The organism is Pseudoalteromonas distincta (assembly GCF_000814675.1).
GTDB classification, from domain to species: domain Bacteria; phylum Pseudomonadota; class Gammaproteobacteria; order Enterobacterales; family Alteromonadaceae; genus Pseudoalteromonas; species Pseudoalteromonas distincta.
In genome coordinates, this window is record NZ_JWIG01000030.1 from 93243 (window position 1) to 108857 (window position 15615).

10 protein-coding genes and 2 pseudogenes are annotated in these 15615 nt (G+C 40.0%); 10 read left to right on the forward strand and 2 right to left on the reverse strand.

The genetic code is table 11. The annotated features are described in order from the left end of the window. The first annotated feature begins 13 nt into the window (after positions 1–13). From QT16_RS20925 to QT16_RS19705, 9 genes are all read left to right on the forward strand, one after another. Complete coding sequence (locus QT16_RS20925; RefSeq protein WP_167334962.1) at positions 14–187, forward strand: hypothetical protein; 174 nt, start codon at positions 14–16, stop codon at positions 185–187. A gap of 338 nt (positions 188–525) precedes the next feature. Then, positions 526–2034, forward strand: coding sequence for an agmatinase family protein (locus tag QT16_RS19670; RefSeq protein WP_039490350.1), 1509 nt, complete (start codon positions 526–528; stop codon positions 2032–2034). Further along, the gene (locus tag QT16_RS19675; protein ID WP_082007332.1) at positions 2031–3506 is read left to right on the forward strand and encodes an agmatinase family protein; all 1476 of its coding nucleotides are present in this window, start codon (positions 2031–2033) and stop codon (positions 3504–3506) included. Before QT16_RS19670 ends, QT16_RS19675 begins: the two co-directional genes overlap by 4 nt. Before the next feature lie 165 nt (positions 3507–3671). Next, positions 3672–4565, forward strand: a complete 894-nt coding sequence (locus QT16_RS19680) for a response regulator transcription factor (RefSeq protein ID WP_039490352.1) — start codon at positions 3672–3674, stop codon at positions 4563–4565. Positions 4566–4581: 16 nt separating this feature from the next. Then, positions 4582–6150: a tetratricopeptide repeat-containing sulfotransferase family protein gene (locus QT16_RS19685; RefSeq protein WP_039490355.1), complete on the forward strand. Its 1569-nt coding sequence runs from the start codon at positions 4582–4584 to the stop codon at positions 6148–6150. A gap of 171 nt (positions 6151–6321) precedes the next feature. After that, the gene (locus QT16_RS19690) at positions 6322–8793 is read left to right on the forward strand and encodes a TonB-dependent receptor (RefSeq protein WP_039490357.1); all 2472 of its coding nucleotides are present in this window, start codon (positions 6322–6324) and stop codon (positions 8791–8793) included. An 80-nt stretch (positions 8794–8873) separates the two neighbouring features. Next, positions 8874–10340 carry an agmatinase family protein gene (locus QT16_RS19695; protein ID WP_039490359.1) on the forward strand — a complete coding sequence of 489 codons (1467 nt, stop codon included), beginning with the start codon at positions 8874–8876 and terminating at the stop codon, positions 10338–10340. Positions 10341–10429: 89 nt separating this feature from the next. Beyond that, positions 10430–11212 carry a peptidylprolyl isomerase gene (locus QT16_RS19700; RefSeq protein WP_039490362.1) on the forward strand — a complete coding sequence of 261 codons (783 nt, stop codon included), beginning with the start codon at positions 10430–10432 and terminating at the stop codon, positions 11210–11212. After that, entirely contained in the window at positions 11187–12221 is a 1035-nt protein-coding gene (locus QT16_RS19705) for a HupE/UreJ family protein (protein WP_039490364.1), read from the forward strand. The genes QT16_RS19700 and QT16_RS19705 overlap by 26 nt, the downstream gene beginning before the upstream one ends. Positions 12222–12309: 88 nt before the next feature. On the opposite strand, the pseudogene QT16_RS19710 reads toward QT16_RS19705, so the two are convergent. Both QT16_RS19710 and QT16_RS19715 read right to left on the reverse strand, forming a co-directional pair. Further along, positions 12310–13564 (reverse strand): annotated as a pseudogene (locus tag QT16_RS19710) (IS4 family transposase). Between the two features lie 632 nt (positions 13565–14196). Continuing rightward, positions 14197–14411, reverse strand: a pseudogene (locus QT16_RS19715) (TMEM143 family protein); the annotation flags it as partial. Between the two features lie 556 nt (positions 14412–14967). On the opposite strand from QT16_RS19715, the gene QT16_RS19720 reads away from it, so the two are divergent. Continuing rightward, positions 14968–15552 (forward strand): YqaA family protein, encoded by a 585-nt coding sequence (locus QT16_RS19720; protein WP_002961545.1) that lies wholly within the window; start codon positions 14968–14970, stop codon positions 15550–15552. Positions 15553–15615: the final 63 nt, after the last annotated feature.

The following is a 15615-nucleotide window of genomic DNA, read 5'->3' on the forward strand; positions in this document are numbered from 1 at the left end:
TGAGGAGAAAATAATGAAATTTTTATTAATTGCACTTTCATTTTTTGCGTCAATTGCAAATGCCCATGAAGATCACATGTTAGCTGATAATGTGCATATTGCATATCATATTGTATTTTGGACCTTGGTTGCCTCGATTGTGCTGACATTCGTTTATCGTTATCTACAACGTAAAAAGAAAAAATAACAAATGCGAACTGACCACTTTAAGCGGAATTAATTTTTTGCTTTAGGTAACCCATTCTAGCTTTACGTTATATTTTACTCAAAGGGCTGCCTTTAAGCCGCCCTTTGAAGAACAGTTTTATTGTTAAATAAGCGCTCTACGCCTGCCTTCATGAGTGTTTCAAACACGCTGCACATACTTAATTAACTTACTAATTAAATAGCAATACTTCCCTACGCTAAGGAATATGCCTAAGCTAATTTTAACCGTTTATGTTTTATCTGCGTCATATGACGCATTGAGAACTTATCTTAAAAGGTAATAATAAAATACACCATAATAAAAAATAAGATGATGTTATGAATCTCACCCAGTTTACTGCTATAGGTTTAGCAATTACTGCATGTATTACAGCAACTAAAGTGCATGCAAAAGCCGACGTTGATGCAGAAAAAGACACGCCATTTGTTGCTAATGTTGCAGGTCAAGTCCCCGCGAATATTGACTCCGCAACACCGGGTATGATCCCGTTAAAACCATTAGAAATCCCACAAAATGTTCTAGAAATTATCGATAAGCTCCCAGAGCAAAAACAAGCGTTTATTAAAAGTGGTAAAACAAATGCGGTTTTGAGTAAAGAGCGTTTGTTTGATTTGCTATTAGATGCACCAGAAGATGAAGTGCAGAATTATGTTGATACGATTATCTCGGTCTATGATCAAATAGAATTTAAAGCGGGCCGTGATACTGCCACGATAGAACTTAATAAAGATTCTGCCGATTTTAATACTTGGCGACTAAAGCGTCCTCAATCAATGAATCCACAAAGAGAGCCAGGCCCAATCTCGTTAGGGCGTTATATCGGGGGCGGACGTTCAGGTATACCTACATTTGCTAATGCGCCAGTGGCGCTAACGCCTGAAGATCTGACTGCTGGTAAAGTCGATGTTGCGATAGTCGGAGCGCCATTAGACATGGGTTCTGGTTGGCGTGATGCGATTCATGGACCTCGTGCTATGCGTATGCTCAGAAGAGGCACTGGCGGAACAGATGTTTCAACAATGGTAACCCCAGGAGCAGAGCTTAATATGGTTGATTACGGCAATGTTGCCATTGATCAATTAAGTACTGAACGTAGTGTTCAAGAGGTGCGTAGTGTGGTGCGCGAAATAGCCCAAACCGGTGCGATACCAATCATTATTGGGGGTGATCACTCATTGGAGTATCCAAATGTCGCCGCTATCGCGGATGTTTATGGTAAAGGTAAAGTGTCAGTTGTGCATTTTGATGCCCACTTAGATACCGGCAGAGGACGTGTTCACTTACTGAGTCACGGGCAACCTATTTATAGATTAATGAAAGAAGCACATATCAAACCTGAAAACTTTATTCAGGTAGGCTTACGTGCTCATTACAGTAAAAGTTACTATGAATGGGAAAAAGAAATCGGTATGAAATACCACACAATGGCTGAAGTTGAACGCCGAGGGTGGGATGCTGTGATGAACAGAGTGATAAAAGAGGCCACTGAAAACACCGAATACTTATATGTATCTTTTGATGTTGATGTACTTGATCCTGCCTTTCAACCCGGCACTGGCACCCCGGTTTCGGGTGGTTTAACAATGCGTGAGGCGATCCCCATTTTACGCAGGCTTTGTGCTGAAACTAAGCTCGTTGGTTTTGATATCGTTGAACTTGCGCCCGCTTTGGATACGACTTATGTCAGTGCGCTAAATGCGAACAGCTTAATGTATGCGTGTATGACTGGGATCGCGATGAAGAAAAAAGGCATAACAGAAAAAGGCTTTATCAGCGAGTTGTCTTCTGAACATGGACAAGATAATTATTACGGAGATAAAAAATGAACAAACTAATTAAGTTTTCACCTAATTCGACCGCAATAGTTTCATGTTTATTAGCAACTAGTTTATTAGTTGCCTGTACATCCACCATTGATAAAAGGGCTAAGCAAGAGGTTGTTTTACCGCCTACAGAGTCAGATAAATTAAGCTTGCTTACTGATGATGAACTAGCATTTTTACGAGATTCAAAAAAATTAGCATGGTTTGACTTAACCCAAGAGAAAGTATTTAACCAAATTGCGACACGAGATGCTAAAGGTGTAAAGCAGTACGTATCAGACATGCAAAAAACAATGGCGCTAGCAACTTTCCAGCAAGGCCAAGACAACGTTAATAATGTTAAAAATGGTATTTTAGAGCCTTTATCACCGCTATCAAATAGTGCTTCAATTCCTTTAAATACAAAAGCAGAAGGTTTTAACCGCAGCACAACATTGCTTCCTGCTATGTTAGATGAATACAAGCGTACGCCAGGCCCGATTAATTTACAGCGGTACGTTCATGAACAAGATGGTATCCCAACATTTGCTAATGCTCCTGTAGCTATTCGTATTGAGGACTTAATTGCTGGGAAAGTGGAAGTTGCATTTGTGGGTGTGCCGTTGGCGTTAGGTTCTGGTTGGAGAGACTCGCAAAATGCACCGACTGTATTACGGGGAATGTATGGCTTAAGTGGCTATGATATTGCTGGTGGTGTAGACCCTACTAAATTATTAAACATTGCTGATTTTGGGAATATCGCAACAGCCTATTTAAGTACAGAGTTGAATATTGATCACATTCGTGAGCAAGTTGGTGAAATGGTTAAAGCAAAAACTATTCCATTTATAGTTGGGGGGGATCATTCGATCATGTACCCAACCGTTGCAGCAATGGTTGATAATTATGGCAATGGGAATATTAATGTCGTTCAGCTTGATGCTCACTATAATGGTGCACTCGAACAAGATCATTACTATTCTGATGCACAAAGTGTATCACGGTTGCTTGAAGATAAGGTGCTTGTCGGCTCAAATTTACTCCAAGTTGGCTTGCGAGGACCTTCACAAGATAAAGAGTCTCTCGAGTGGTTAAATGAGCAAGCTATTCAATACCACACCATGGTTGAAATAGAGAAAAGTGGTTTTGAGGTCGTGCTGGACGCGAGTATTAAAAAACTTTCAACGCAAAAAACATTCATCTCATTTGATATGAGTGTACTTGATCCTGCTTATGCTCCAGGTGCCGGAAGGCCTATTCCTGGGGGCTTAACGATACATCAAAGCGTTAGAATGGTGCGTCGCATGTGCGCTGAAACACAAGTCGTTGGATTTGAAATGCTTGATGTTGCCCCTTATTTAGATCTCAGTTATAAAACGGCATTAAATGCAAATTATATAATGCATGCCTGCCTAACAGGGATCGCAATGCGCAAAGCAGGGATCACAGAGTCAGACTACACAGACCCTTTAGCACTAAATAATAGTCAAAAGTAACTTTATTATTGATAGCTTGTTAATTTATTGGAATGTAAATTGCACAGCTTGCATATAACTAAAAAAAATCAGTAGTAAACTGAGTCTGTTAACTTTTGTATAGACCTTATTAGAGAGCCTAATAAGGCCTATACAATTAGCTTAACGGAGTGTGGGTGATTACATATGTATACTGTTCTTGTTGTAGATGATTCCCCTGACTGTCTAAGCCTTATTAATGACATTTTGGAAAAAGAAGGCATTAGTACGTTAGTTGCGCTTGAAGGCAGCCAAGCAATTACCATTGCAGAGCAAATCGAACCCGATATTATTTTGCTTGATGCAGTTATGCCGAAAATGAATGGCTTTGAGACATGTATACGGTTAAAGCAAAATAGAGCATTAAGCCATATACCCGTGGTGTTCATGACAGGTCTAAAAGAGCCTGAAAATATCCTTAAAGGTTTGAATGCCGGGGGGGTAGATTATGTGACAAAGCCGGTAAACCCAGAGGAGTTAATTGCACGTATTAAAACGCACGTCACAAACGCGCACCTAACCACCAGCGCACAAAAAGCGCTAGACAGTATTGGGCAAACAATTTTTGCTATCAGTCCTCAAGGCGAATTATTGTGGGCCACACCACAAACACATGATTTTTTATCTAATATTCCCCAGAGTGATGATTGGCTTAACGAGAGTTTATTGCCATTTGTCGCGCAAATAAATCAAAGCGGTCAAGCCGTTGGCGCTGTTAATAAAATAGCGTACCAAGGTGGCAGCTGCGAATTAACCTTGGTCAGCCGCCAAGCCACCGGTGATTGCACTTTTCGTATTTGTCATTACACCGCGGCCCCATCCAACGAAGAAAAGCTTAAAGTTAAACTTAATATTACCAGCCGTGAATCTGAAGTGCTGTATTGGTTATCAAACGGAAAAACCAATAAAGAAATTGCCATGATCCTAAACATAGGATCACGCACCGTTAATAAGCATTTAGAGCAAGTGTTTGTAAAACTTGGAGTGGAAAATAGAACAACCGCTGCGGGTATCGCTATTAGAACCTTGTCAGAAGCATAATGTCAGCAGGTATTAAATGTTAGTGGATTACAATAAGCAATATAAAAATGCAGTTGGTGCATTTAACAATAAAGACTTACAAACCGCGCACGCCTTAAGTGTATCGATAATTAAACAGCAGCCCACTTATACCGACGCTTATTATTTATTGGCATTGATTAATATTCAAATTCATCAATATAACAAAGCCGCAGAATTACTAAAAAATGCAATTAGTATCAAAGATACAGCGAAATACCGCATTGAATTAGCCAGAACATACGCTTTACTTGGTATATCAGACGCTGTGGTCGCTATTGGCAATACAGTGGACCCCGAACAGCTAGTTTCTGCTGCTGAACTAGACAAGTTAGGCGTGACCTTTAGCTTGGTTGGCTTACATCAAAAAGCATTACGGTGTTTTAAATTAGCCATTAAAAAAAATACCACACCAGAATTACTTTATAACTTTGCTGTTTCTGCGAAATTTTGCGGTAAATTAGATGATGCCTATAAAGCCTTATCGCAGGTATTAAATGTAAAACCGGATTATTATCAGGCACATTTTGCAATCTCAGAGCTGACTAAAGATGAAGCCATACAGGCGCATATTAAAGCACTTAATGCTCAACTCGCCATTGAAAACCAAAGTATTGAAGCAATTATGCACCTAAGCCATGCGTTGGCTAAAGAGTATGATAAAACCAAAGACTACACCGCCTCAATTCAAACACTGATTAGTGCAAAGAATAAACGGGCTTTACAGAGCCCGTATGAACGAAAACTAGACCTTACATTATTTGAAAACTTACATCAGATGCTACAAGACAGATTACCGGCTTCAGATGTACAAAGTCATCGTCCTATTTTTGTAGTGGGTATGCCTCGTTCTGGCACGACGCTTGTAGAGCGGATATTATCAGGGCACAGTGAAGTTGCCTCTGGGGGGGAACTTGAAGACTTTGGGGTGCTTTTAAAGCGAGCTAGTAAAGCATCGGGTAGCTCGGTACTTGATCCTATTATCTTTACATCAACTCAAGATATTGATTTTACTACATTGGCACAGGCGTACTTATCTCGCACCGCCCATATTGGAGACAACAAAGGACGCTTTGTTGATAAATTGCCCTTTAACTTTTTTTACCTACCTTTTATTAGAAGTGCATTTCCTAATGCAAAGATTATCTGTTTAGTCCGAAACCCGTTAGACACATGTATTGGTAATTTTAGACAGCTATTTTCACTAAATAACCCTCATTATAAATACACGCAAAACTTAACTGATTGCGGTTGGTTTTATCAACAGTTTTTGACGTGGGTTACTGCGTGGGAAAAATACGATAACCAGTTTACCAAAATTGTTAATTATGAACAGCTTACAAAAGATCCTGACAATGAGGTCCGGGCGTTATTAAAGTTCTGTGATCTTCAGTGGGAACCAAACTGTGTGTCTATACAGAGCAACGATGCCCCAGTATCAACAGCGAGCAAAATGCAAGTAAGAGAGCCGATAAACCAATCGTCTATAGGAAGGTGGCAACGTTATCGTCCTTATACATCAGAAATTGAAGCGTTATTCCCAGAAAGTGTTCGTGATCTAAGTTAAATGACGTAGTTGATACCGCAAAAGTGCGAGTACCCATGGTCATACCTTCAATCCATACTGTAATTGTAGAAAAATAAAGCAGTAAGTAGTCGAACACCTATTACAAGCACTTACTTAGAACGTTTTCTGCCAAGCCGATGAAACATTTAATAGCATAAAAAGAGACTACATATGAATAAGAAAAGTCGCACCAAACGAAGTAAAGTCGCCAGCGCTATAAGTATTGCTCTACTGCCAATAAGTGGAATATTTACCAGCCAACTTGCCATGGCACAAGAAGCCGAACCAGAAGTTAATGAGGGCATGGAAAAAATTCAAGTAACGGCTACTCGCCGTGCTGGTACGGTTCAAGATGTCCCTATCAATATCTCGGCAATCTCACCCGATTTACTTGAGCAGCAAGATATTAACGAATTGGAAGATGTTGCTAAGTGGGTTCCTGGTTTAACAATTACAGATCAAGGCGGGCGTTATGACGCACCGATAATTGTTAGGGGCTTAAATACCAATTCATCAGGCCCGGGTTCAAACAGTGGAACTGTTGCCACCTACGTAGGTGAAACCCCCTTATTTGTTAATATGCGTTTAATTGATATGCAGCGTGTTGAAGTATTAATTGGCCCACAAGGGACTTTATATGGTGCCGGCACATTAGGGGGCGCGATTCGTTATATCCCTAATCCTGTAAATCTTGAGTATACCGAAGGGTCTGTTTTTGCTGATGTTTCGCAAACCCAAGAAAGCGGTAGTCTCGGAACTGAAGGTGGATTTATATTTAATGCGCCGCTCATTGACGATACGCTAGGTATGCGCGTGTCATTAAACTATGTCGATGATCCTGGCTTTATTGATTATAACTACTTGGTACGTGAGCCCGGTGTTTCATTACCCGATCCTGATTGGAGCGATCCTAATGCCGTTAGCGAGAACCTGTATTCAGTAGAAGATGTAAATGACGAACAAACCGTAACAGGGCGAGTTGCATTGCGTTGGCAGCCGACGGATTGGTTTGATAGTACCTTAACTTATTTTTACCAAAAACAAGAGTTGGGTGGTCGTCAAATTTCGCAATATAACTCGTTATCACCTGAGAGTGAATTATCAGGTGAAGTTGGCAAGTATGAATCCGCTTATCGTTACCTTGAACCTTATGAGCGAACCAATGACTTACTTAGCCTAGAAATGAATATTGATTTAGGCTTTGCAGAACTCGTTTCATCCACCGGTATTACAAGCACAGAGGGTGAAGGAAGCCGAGATCAAACTGATTTACTTATCCGCCTAAATTACGGTTATGAAGAGTTTCCTGCATTTGCTGCTTCAACAGAAGACGTTTCATCAGATGACACCTTTACTCAAGAGTTGAGATTGGTATCAACCGCCGATAGCCCCCTAACTTGGATTGTAGGTGGATATTATAATAAAGACGAAGGTGAAGGTTATAGTAAAGAGTTTACACCTGGGTTTGACCAATTCGCGATTGATGAATTTGGCGCAGAAGGTTTTTTACGACCTGACTCCATTGAGTATTATTCTCGCAGTGAAAATGAAACCACAGAAAAAGCGCTTTTTGGTGAAATTAGTTACGCATTTAGCGAACAATGGGATGTTACTGTTGGCGTACGTAAATACTGGTATGAGGTGAGTGCTTCATCTGCGGTTGATTTACCGCTGTATCAAACTGTATTTAATGGCCGAGATCCTGATTCGTTTGTTTTTGATTTTGATACCGTAAGTAACAAAAACGATGGCGAACTATTTAAATTTAATACCAGCTATAAATTCACTGATGATACGTTAGCTTACGTAACAATAAGTGAAGGGTTTAGAATTGGTGGTGCCAATGATGTAGCCGCTTGCCCAAGTAATATTGACGAAATTGAAAATCAAATTATTTGTGCGCTCCCAAATGAGCAACTGTATTTGCCTGATACGACAGTAAACTATGAGCTGGGCTTTAAAACAACTTGGCTTAAAAACCGTCTCCACTTAAACGCTGCGTTATTTAATGTTGAGTGGAAAGATGCACAAGTAAATGGTGCCACCGTAAATGGTGCGGTTGGTTATACTGCCAACTCAGAAGGTGCGAACTCCAAGGGTATTGAGTTATCATCACGGGCGATATTTACTGATAATTTCTCAGCGTATGCAACTTACTCTTATGCAAAAGCGGAACTGACTGCTTCTGCGCCATTCCTATTTGGCGTGTATGACGACGAATCACAATATTGGTATGACGGTGCCGATGGCGACCGCTTACCGGGTTCACCGGAAAGTTCATTCTCTTTAGGTCTTGTTTACAGTACAGAGATGATGGGGAAAATGCTTGATTTAGCTTATGGCCTTACCGGTCAAAGTGATACGTATTCAACCGTGGGATTAAAAGCGGATGGTGAAGTATTACCAGGCTATGCATTAAGTAATATTACCGCTAAGTTCTCAGACGAAGCATGGGCTGTTACTTTTTATGTTAATAACCTATTTGATAAATATACTAACTTATCTGTACGAGGTGATTTAAGCCAAGTTGGTATGGGACAAGAAGTTAACCAAAATCGTTCAGATCTAACCCGTGGCTATGGCCATTATGTTAACACCCCAAGAACAGCAGGTTTAAAGTTTAGATATAACTTTGAACTTTAATGGTAAAAAAGAGTTAGCCCTTTAATTGGCTAACTCTTTTTTTAGTTAGATAACCATATTATTGTAATTAGGGGATATCAATGTCACGTTACAAAACCAAAATTATGCTGATGTTAGCCATCAGTTTAGTGACGAGCGTTAGTTGGGCAAAAGAAACGTTCGATCTAAAAAAACTAAATATGCCTAGTGAATTTGAACAAAAAGTAAAAACCATACCACAAGATAAACTACAGATACTCGATTCCTCCATACCGACTCAGTTACTCGGAACTATGGATCGTTTTTATCAAGCAATGAAAACTAAATCCACGACTGAAATTGAAGCCTACCTTGACGCTATGATTGAGGTGCAACAAGCGAATAAGTTTAATCCTGAAACCGATATGGCGAGCATTCCTTTAAATACCAAAGCAGCCTCGTTTAATGGCTGGAAAGCAGAGCGCCCGCAAAATTTAAATCCAAAACGTGAACCTGGACCTATTCATTTAAGCAGGTACATGGAAAATAGCCGTTCAGGTGTTCGTACTTTTGCCGGGGCTCCGTTAGCTATTTACCCAGAAGATCTGATTGCGGGTAACGTGGATGTAGCCATTGTGGGCGCACCATTAGATATGGGAAGCTATTATCGAGGCCAGCGGTTTGGTCCGCAAGCTATGCGAAATGAATATGGCGCAGGCGGTGTTGACATGAATACGATGGTTAACCCTAGTGACGTGCTGAGCATTGTTGATTATGGCGATATCGCTATTGACAACATGAGTACCGAAATTTCAGTGCATCATGTACGAGAGCGAGTCAGAGAAATAGCTGAAACGGGGGCTATTCCCTTTATTGTTGGTGGGGATCATAGCTTGGAATACCCAGATATCGCCGGATTGGCTGACGTTCATGGTAAAGAAAGTTTTGGTGTAGTGCACTTTGATGCACATTATGATGCAGGTAAAGGGCGCACTCACTGGATAACCCATGGTCAACCCGTTTATAGAGCGGTAAAAGAAGGGCATGTAAAAGCTGAAAACTTTATTCAAGTGGGTTTACGCGGGCCGTGGCCTGGCGCTGAAGGTTTTGAGTGGATGCGCAATAATGGAATGCGTTATCACACCATGGCCGAAGTGGAGAAAAAAGGCTGGAAAAGCGTAATGGAAACAGCATTAAGTGAAGCCAAAGCCGGAGGCAAAAAGCTATTTATTTCTTTTGATGTTGATGTATTAGATCCGGCTTTTGTTCCAGGAACAGGCACGCCGGTGCCTGGTGGTTTAACAATGCGTGAAGCGATCCCAATTATTCGTGGGCTTTGTACTGAAAATGAAATGGTTGGATTCGAAATTGTAGAACTAGACCCACTGCTCGATCCGACTTACCGCTCAGCACTTAACGCTAACTTTATTATGCATGCGTGTTTAACAGGTATTGCAATGAGGCATGAAGGCATTACAGAAGGTGATTACTGGTCTGAATTAACGACAGAACACATGCAGCCTTCTGCCGGGATTAAAGGTAAAAAAGAGGGCAAACAGGTCGTTGTTGATCCTGATTACATTAAATAAAGCGCAGAATAAATAGAATGTATTTGAACAGAAGAGCCACTACCTAATTAAGTAGGGCTCTTATTTGTATGGTCAATGTTGAGTAATATATGTTTAAAAAATTGTATCAAGACCCTTTAGTGTTATTTTTATTAGTGGGTGCCCTCGTATTTGCTTTTTATAACGCGGTTGTTTTACAGGCAAGCACACCGGTGGCATTAAGTGAAGACAATCGGCAGATGTTTGTAGAGCAATACGAGCTATTAACAGGGCGAGAAGCATCGCAGTCAGAAATAAAAAAAATTGAAAACGATTACATCTTAGAAGAAGTGCTATTTCGTGAAGCAATTGAAGCCGGAATGCATTTAACTGACCCAGAAGTACGCGCCAAACTGATTGAAGAAATGCGCTATCAAATTACAGGTATTTTACCCGAGCCAGACGAAGCTAAGTTAGTTCAATATTACCTTACCCATATTAAACGTTATGAAATTGAAGCATCGGTGAGCTTTCAACATGTTTATTTTACTCAACAACCTGACTCCTCAATTTTAAATCAGTTACAAGCAGGAGAAAGCGTTGACGGTGATGAATTTTGGCGTGGCCGAGTGCTACCTGATTACGGTATTAGTATGATTAGAGGTATGTTTGGTAAGCCATTTTTAGAGCGCATAGTTAACGCGCCAGAAAATGAGTGGATAGGGCCTGAGCAATCAATGTTGGGCTGGCACTTTGTAAAAGTATTAAGCCATCAACCGATAAAGCCACTTACTTTTGAACAAGCCAAAATGCAAGTTACTAACGATTATACTGTTGATATTCTTGAAGGTTCTGTTAGAGATTATGTCGATGACCTAGAAGATAAATATGAGATTATCCACTATGTTGAATAGTCATATATTAAGAACGTTATTTATACATAAGCTATTGCTGTTACTGTCTTTATTGTTAAGTTCCCATGCAAGTGCTGATATCTTTAATGCCGGTGAGTTTCGCTTGACCCAAGGCGAAGAAGAGAATAGTTACATATTGACAGCACAGTTACCCACAGTTGTTATAAAAAGCACTGAGCTTACGCTGCCTGATAGTTGCAAAATGCAGATGATTAACAATCAAGCGTTTGGTAATAAATCTCAGTTAAAATATGAATTTATATGCAGTGAAAAGTTTTCCCAAGATGCCGTGATTGTTACTCCGTGGAATTTAGATGGCGCAACATTTCAATTAATTACACAAGAGCGAAAAGCCAGTCTCGCACTCAAACGCAGCCTGAATACTATGGTTATTCCTCTATTAGAATTAAGTGATAATAAGCTGACGAAAGTTGAAACAATTAAACGCTATTTTTGGCAAGGTATTTTGCATATTTGGTTCGGTTGGGATCATCTAGCTTTTGTTATGTGTCTATGTTTACTCGCGAGGGGTTATAAATTACTTAAGTTAGTTACCGCATTTACGGTTGGGCACTCTGTGACGTTGGCATTGTCGTTTTACCAAGTCGTGTCAGTGGCTATTGCGCCGATAGAAGTGTTGATTGCGTTTTCAATTGTTTTGATGGCAAGAGAGGCATTTTTACATCAAACCAATAAAGCGAATAGCCAGCAAAGTAGTAGAGCACTGGGAACATCCACAATAGTTGTTATATTGTTTGGCCTTATCCATGGTTTAGGTTTCGCAAGCGCCCTTGAAGAGTTGGGAGTACCGCAGAACGAAATAGGCTTAGCGTTGCTATTTTTTAATGTCGGCGTAGAAGCAGGGCAAGTCATGTTTATTTTAGCCATTGCATTATTAAGCCAGCTAACTCATAACGAAAAAATAAAGCGCTACTCACGTACTGCCGCATTGTTTTTTGTGGGTAGTTTAGGTGCATTTTGGTCAATTGAAAGGGTGGCAGGGTTTTAATTTTTTGTAATATGTATGACCAGTAACCCAGTGGCTGGGGTAGTAATGTCGTTCACTTAAGGTGAGCGGCTTTTTTATTTATAGCGTATCACTGCGGCTTTGGGTTGACTGAACGAGGAAAACTTCGCCCTCTTCGTGGCTCTAGAATGAGGCTTTCTGCCATCGCATAAAAGTATTTTAATTGACGTGGTATGGCTCCAGGTGTTGAATAAGGTAATCCAACAAGCAACCTCATTATTTGAGCTAAACTACCATTGAAACTGAGTTGGTATGGTAAATAATCACCTTTTAATGTGTGGCACATTTTTACCATCTGATATCGCACCATATTATAAGTAAGCAACACTCCCCACAGCTCTTGCTTTACAAGCGCAGGTAAGCGACCCAGCATATATTGCTTTTGTTCGCGATAACCAAGCTCTATCTCACCAGCGGTGACTATATAAATCGCCTATATCGGCTGACGGATATTGCATCGGATCTGTCATCGATGTCATCACACTGTATGATTTACCCTTTATTTTTCGAGTCACTAACCTCGCTATTAAGGTGTCAGGCAGCGTTGGCCACATCTTTCTTGCTCTTGGGTTGCTGCTAAGTTGGACTAATTTATCATTACGCCCTAATGTTTGAATAACTTCATATTGCACATTTTTTTTGAGGGGGATTAGCCAGTGGCGTTTATTGCCAGTCGTTTGCCATTTATGTAAAAGCCCTAAAGAATAGAAACCTTTGTCGAATAAAGTGAGACTGTTATCGGGTGTGTTTTCTATAAGCTTTTCAGCCAGCACCATTTCATTGACCTTGTAATCATCAAAAGCACTCCCCGTGATTAGGTGGCTACTTAGCTCCATTTGACACACCATTCTGAGCTGTGGGTATTGTGTATTGGTCGGTTTTGTAAAGGCTTCATTGTTTTGGGGTGAGTCATCCGTACGCCAAACAACACCATCGACACCAAGCAAGGTAAGCCCATTCCAATGAGGATGATTAGCGCCATTATTCCAATGCCTTTGGGTGCATTCAAATAAGGCTTTCATAGCGGCTTCACCTAGGTTTTTACGACGCTGAGTTAAAGCACTTGGCGCAACAAATGGCTTACCCTCGCGGTCAACAATGTCGAGCATATTAACGATATCGGCCATCGATTTGTCATTATAAATAACCATCCCGATCAACAACCAAGCCATCGATTCTAGGGATAGTTTTCTTTTTCGTAGTGTACCGGTTTCGGTCAGTGCATAGGCTTCTTCGATAAGAGATAAAGGGAGTAAGTCTGCGAGTGTTTCAACGTCATTAGGTTTGATGTTGTTAATAATATCGAGAGAATTAGAAAGTTGCATAAAAAATCCGAATTCTACAAAAGAATTCGGATTCTTACATACCTAGAAGATCGTTCAAGTGCTGTTAACTAATTCTTAAATGATCGGCATTAGTGGCTGGGGGACTGGCTTTTATTTAACAATATAATTTAGTTGTATTTGGCTTCTAGTTCATCATCAGTGTGATATTGCCCAAGAGATTTTTAATCTTCTCCGGGTTTAATTCCTCGCAGCTTGAGGCGTAATTTTGTAAAGTACTCGCATGAGCTAATATATTCTCAAACGGCATAATGTAACAGCATCTATGCAGCTTTCAGTTCTCCTCTGCCAAACATTCAAGGACTGTATCTAGCATAAACTGGAAATAGAGATACCTCCCTGAAATCCAATATTTGTATGATCAATTTACCAATTCATAAAGTAATTTCCTAAAGCTAATCTTACTTAAATTTAATAACTCAATGAAATTAATAAGTCTTTATTTTACGCTATAATTTAATGGTCATTAAAGTCAACAAATCTCATTTTTGTCATGATTTTCATTAAAATAAATTGGTTATAAGATTTTTGGGGGTCTCAAGTTTATTGCTGGTCACTTGCGTTACAGTTACCCGACGCTAAATCATGCTGGCATTATGCTTCTTTTAGTCGCCTATAGGTGTTAATGAATGTGTATCATTAATAGGAATAGGCGGTGAGCAATTATTTTAAGTGATTCAAGTGTTGGGTGGTAATCGTAATGAATAAGGCTTGCTAGTAAATCACAAAATTGTTTAAACGATGTTTTTTGTGTACTGCTTTTAAGCTCTTCGCTACACATATCAACAATATCTTGTTTTCTAAAGGGAATAAAACGCGCACTTTGCATAAGTTTTTAACTGCTTTGGTAGGCATTTAACTGCATTGACACATAATAAAATATTCTTATAGATGTTACTAATTTGTTAATGCAGTGGGGCGTATTGATCATTGGTGGTTGAATTTGCAGCTGTGTGTTTGGTTTTTAGGCTAGGCAGAGCCTATGTAGTGTGGTTATTCCTCATAAATAAGGCGATAACGCAGCATAAATACCAAACATGCGCTGCCCTCTGGGTTCTTTCTAGGGACGATTAATTCTTTGTTGCCTACATGGATGTAGGTAAGGGGCGTGAGCAGGACGCGGAAGCTTTGCTCGATTTTTACTTATTCTTACATGGATGTAAGCCAGTAGGGTAACGCAGGAGCAGTTACCGAGCCCACTAGGTTACAAACCTCGCGCCGCGATTTAATCTTCCTTGGATTGAACAAATTTCAATCCATAAAGATCAATACGCCCTAGGACCTGATAAATTTACTACACTGTTTTCAGCGTGTATTAACCTAAATATGTAATTATTAGCTCATTGAATAATCTTGTTCTTACTGATAAGTGAAAAGGATTTACTATGGCCATTCAAAAAAAGCTAAAAGAAAAAACGCGTAATTTTATTGACTCTAAGCATATGCTTAGCGGTATTACAGTGGCGTCGTTTTTAGAGTCAACCATAGTTCCTATTCCACTTGAAGCAGTGCTTGTGCCTCTTATGCAAGCTCGTCGAGAAAAGCTATGGCTTATAGCATTAATGGCGACCTTAGGCTGCATAGTGGGGGCATTGTTTGGTTATGCGTTAGGTTATTATTTATTTGATGCAGTAGGCGATTGGATTATTAATACACTTTCGAGCCCTGAGCAATTTGAAAACGTTAAACAAAAAATGCAAGATCAAGGTTTTTGGTTTGTAATAACACTGGGCATTGTGCCCATTCCGTTTCAAATAGCGATGCTTGCAGCAGGCGCGACTAAGTACTCTATTTGGCTATTTTTATTGGCCTCGGGTATTGCGCGTTCTATTCGTTACTTTGGCCTGGCTATTATTGTTTATTATGCCGGTAATGAAGCTGAGCGAATCATTAGTAAACATAAAACTAAAGCGATGATTGGCATTACTATTTTAGTGTTAGGATTGTGGGGACTTAGTACCGTAGTTTAAGTTTAAATTTGGGGGGGATTACGGTTTTCATCTTCGTGATGGTTTTTATTATTGTGCTATAGT

Coding starts and splice junctions, on each gene's coding strand:
- QT16_RS19680 (WP_039490352.1), top strand. CDS start 3,672: ATGTATACTGTTCTTGTTGTAGATGATTCCCCTGACTGTCTAAGCCTT.
- QT16_RS19720 (WP_002961545.1), top strand. CDS start 14,968: ATGGCCATTCAAAAAAAGCTAAAAGAAAAAACGCGTAATTTTATTGAC.
- QT16_RS19695 (WP_039490359.1), top strand. CDS start 8,874: ATGTCACGTTACAAAACCAAAATTATGCTGATGTTAGCCATCAGTTTA.
- QT16_RS19670 (WP_039490350.1), top strand. CDS start 526: ATGAATCTCACCCAGTTTACTGCTATAGGTTTAGCAATTACTGCATGT.
- QT16_RS19675 (WP_082007332.1), top strand. CDS start 2,031: ATGAACAAACTAATTAAGTTTTCACCTAATTCGACCGCAATAGTTTCA.
- QT16_RS20925 (WP_167334962.1), top strand. CDS start 14: ATGAAATTTTTATTAATTGCACTTTCATTTTTTGCGTCAATTGCAAAT.
- QT16_RS19685 (WP_039490355.1), top strand. CDS start 4,582: ATGTTAGTGGATTACAATAAGCAATATAAAAATGCAGTTGGTGCATTT.
- QT16_RS19700 (WP_039490362.1), top strand. CDS start 10,430: ATGTTTAAAAAATTGTATCAAGACCCTTTAGTGTTATTTTTATTAGTG.
- QT16_RS19705 (WP_039490364.1), top strand. CDS start 11,187: ATGAGATTATCCACTATGTTGAATAGTCATATATTAAGAACGTTATTT.
- QT16_RS19690 (WP_039490357.1), top strand. CDS start 6,322: ATGAATAAGAAAAGTCGCACCAAACGAAGTAAAGTCGCCAGCGCTATA.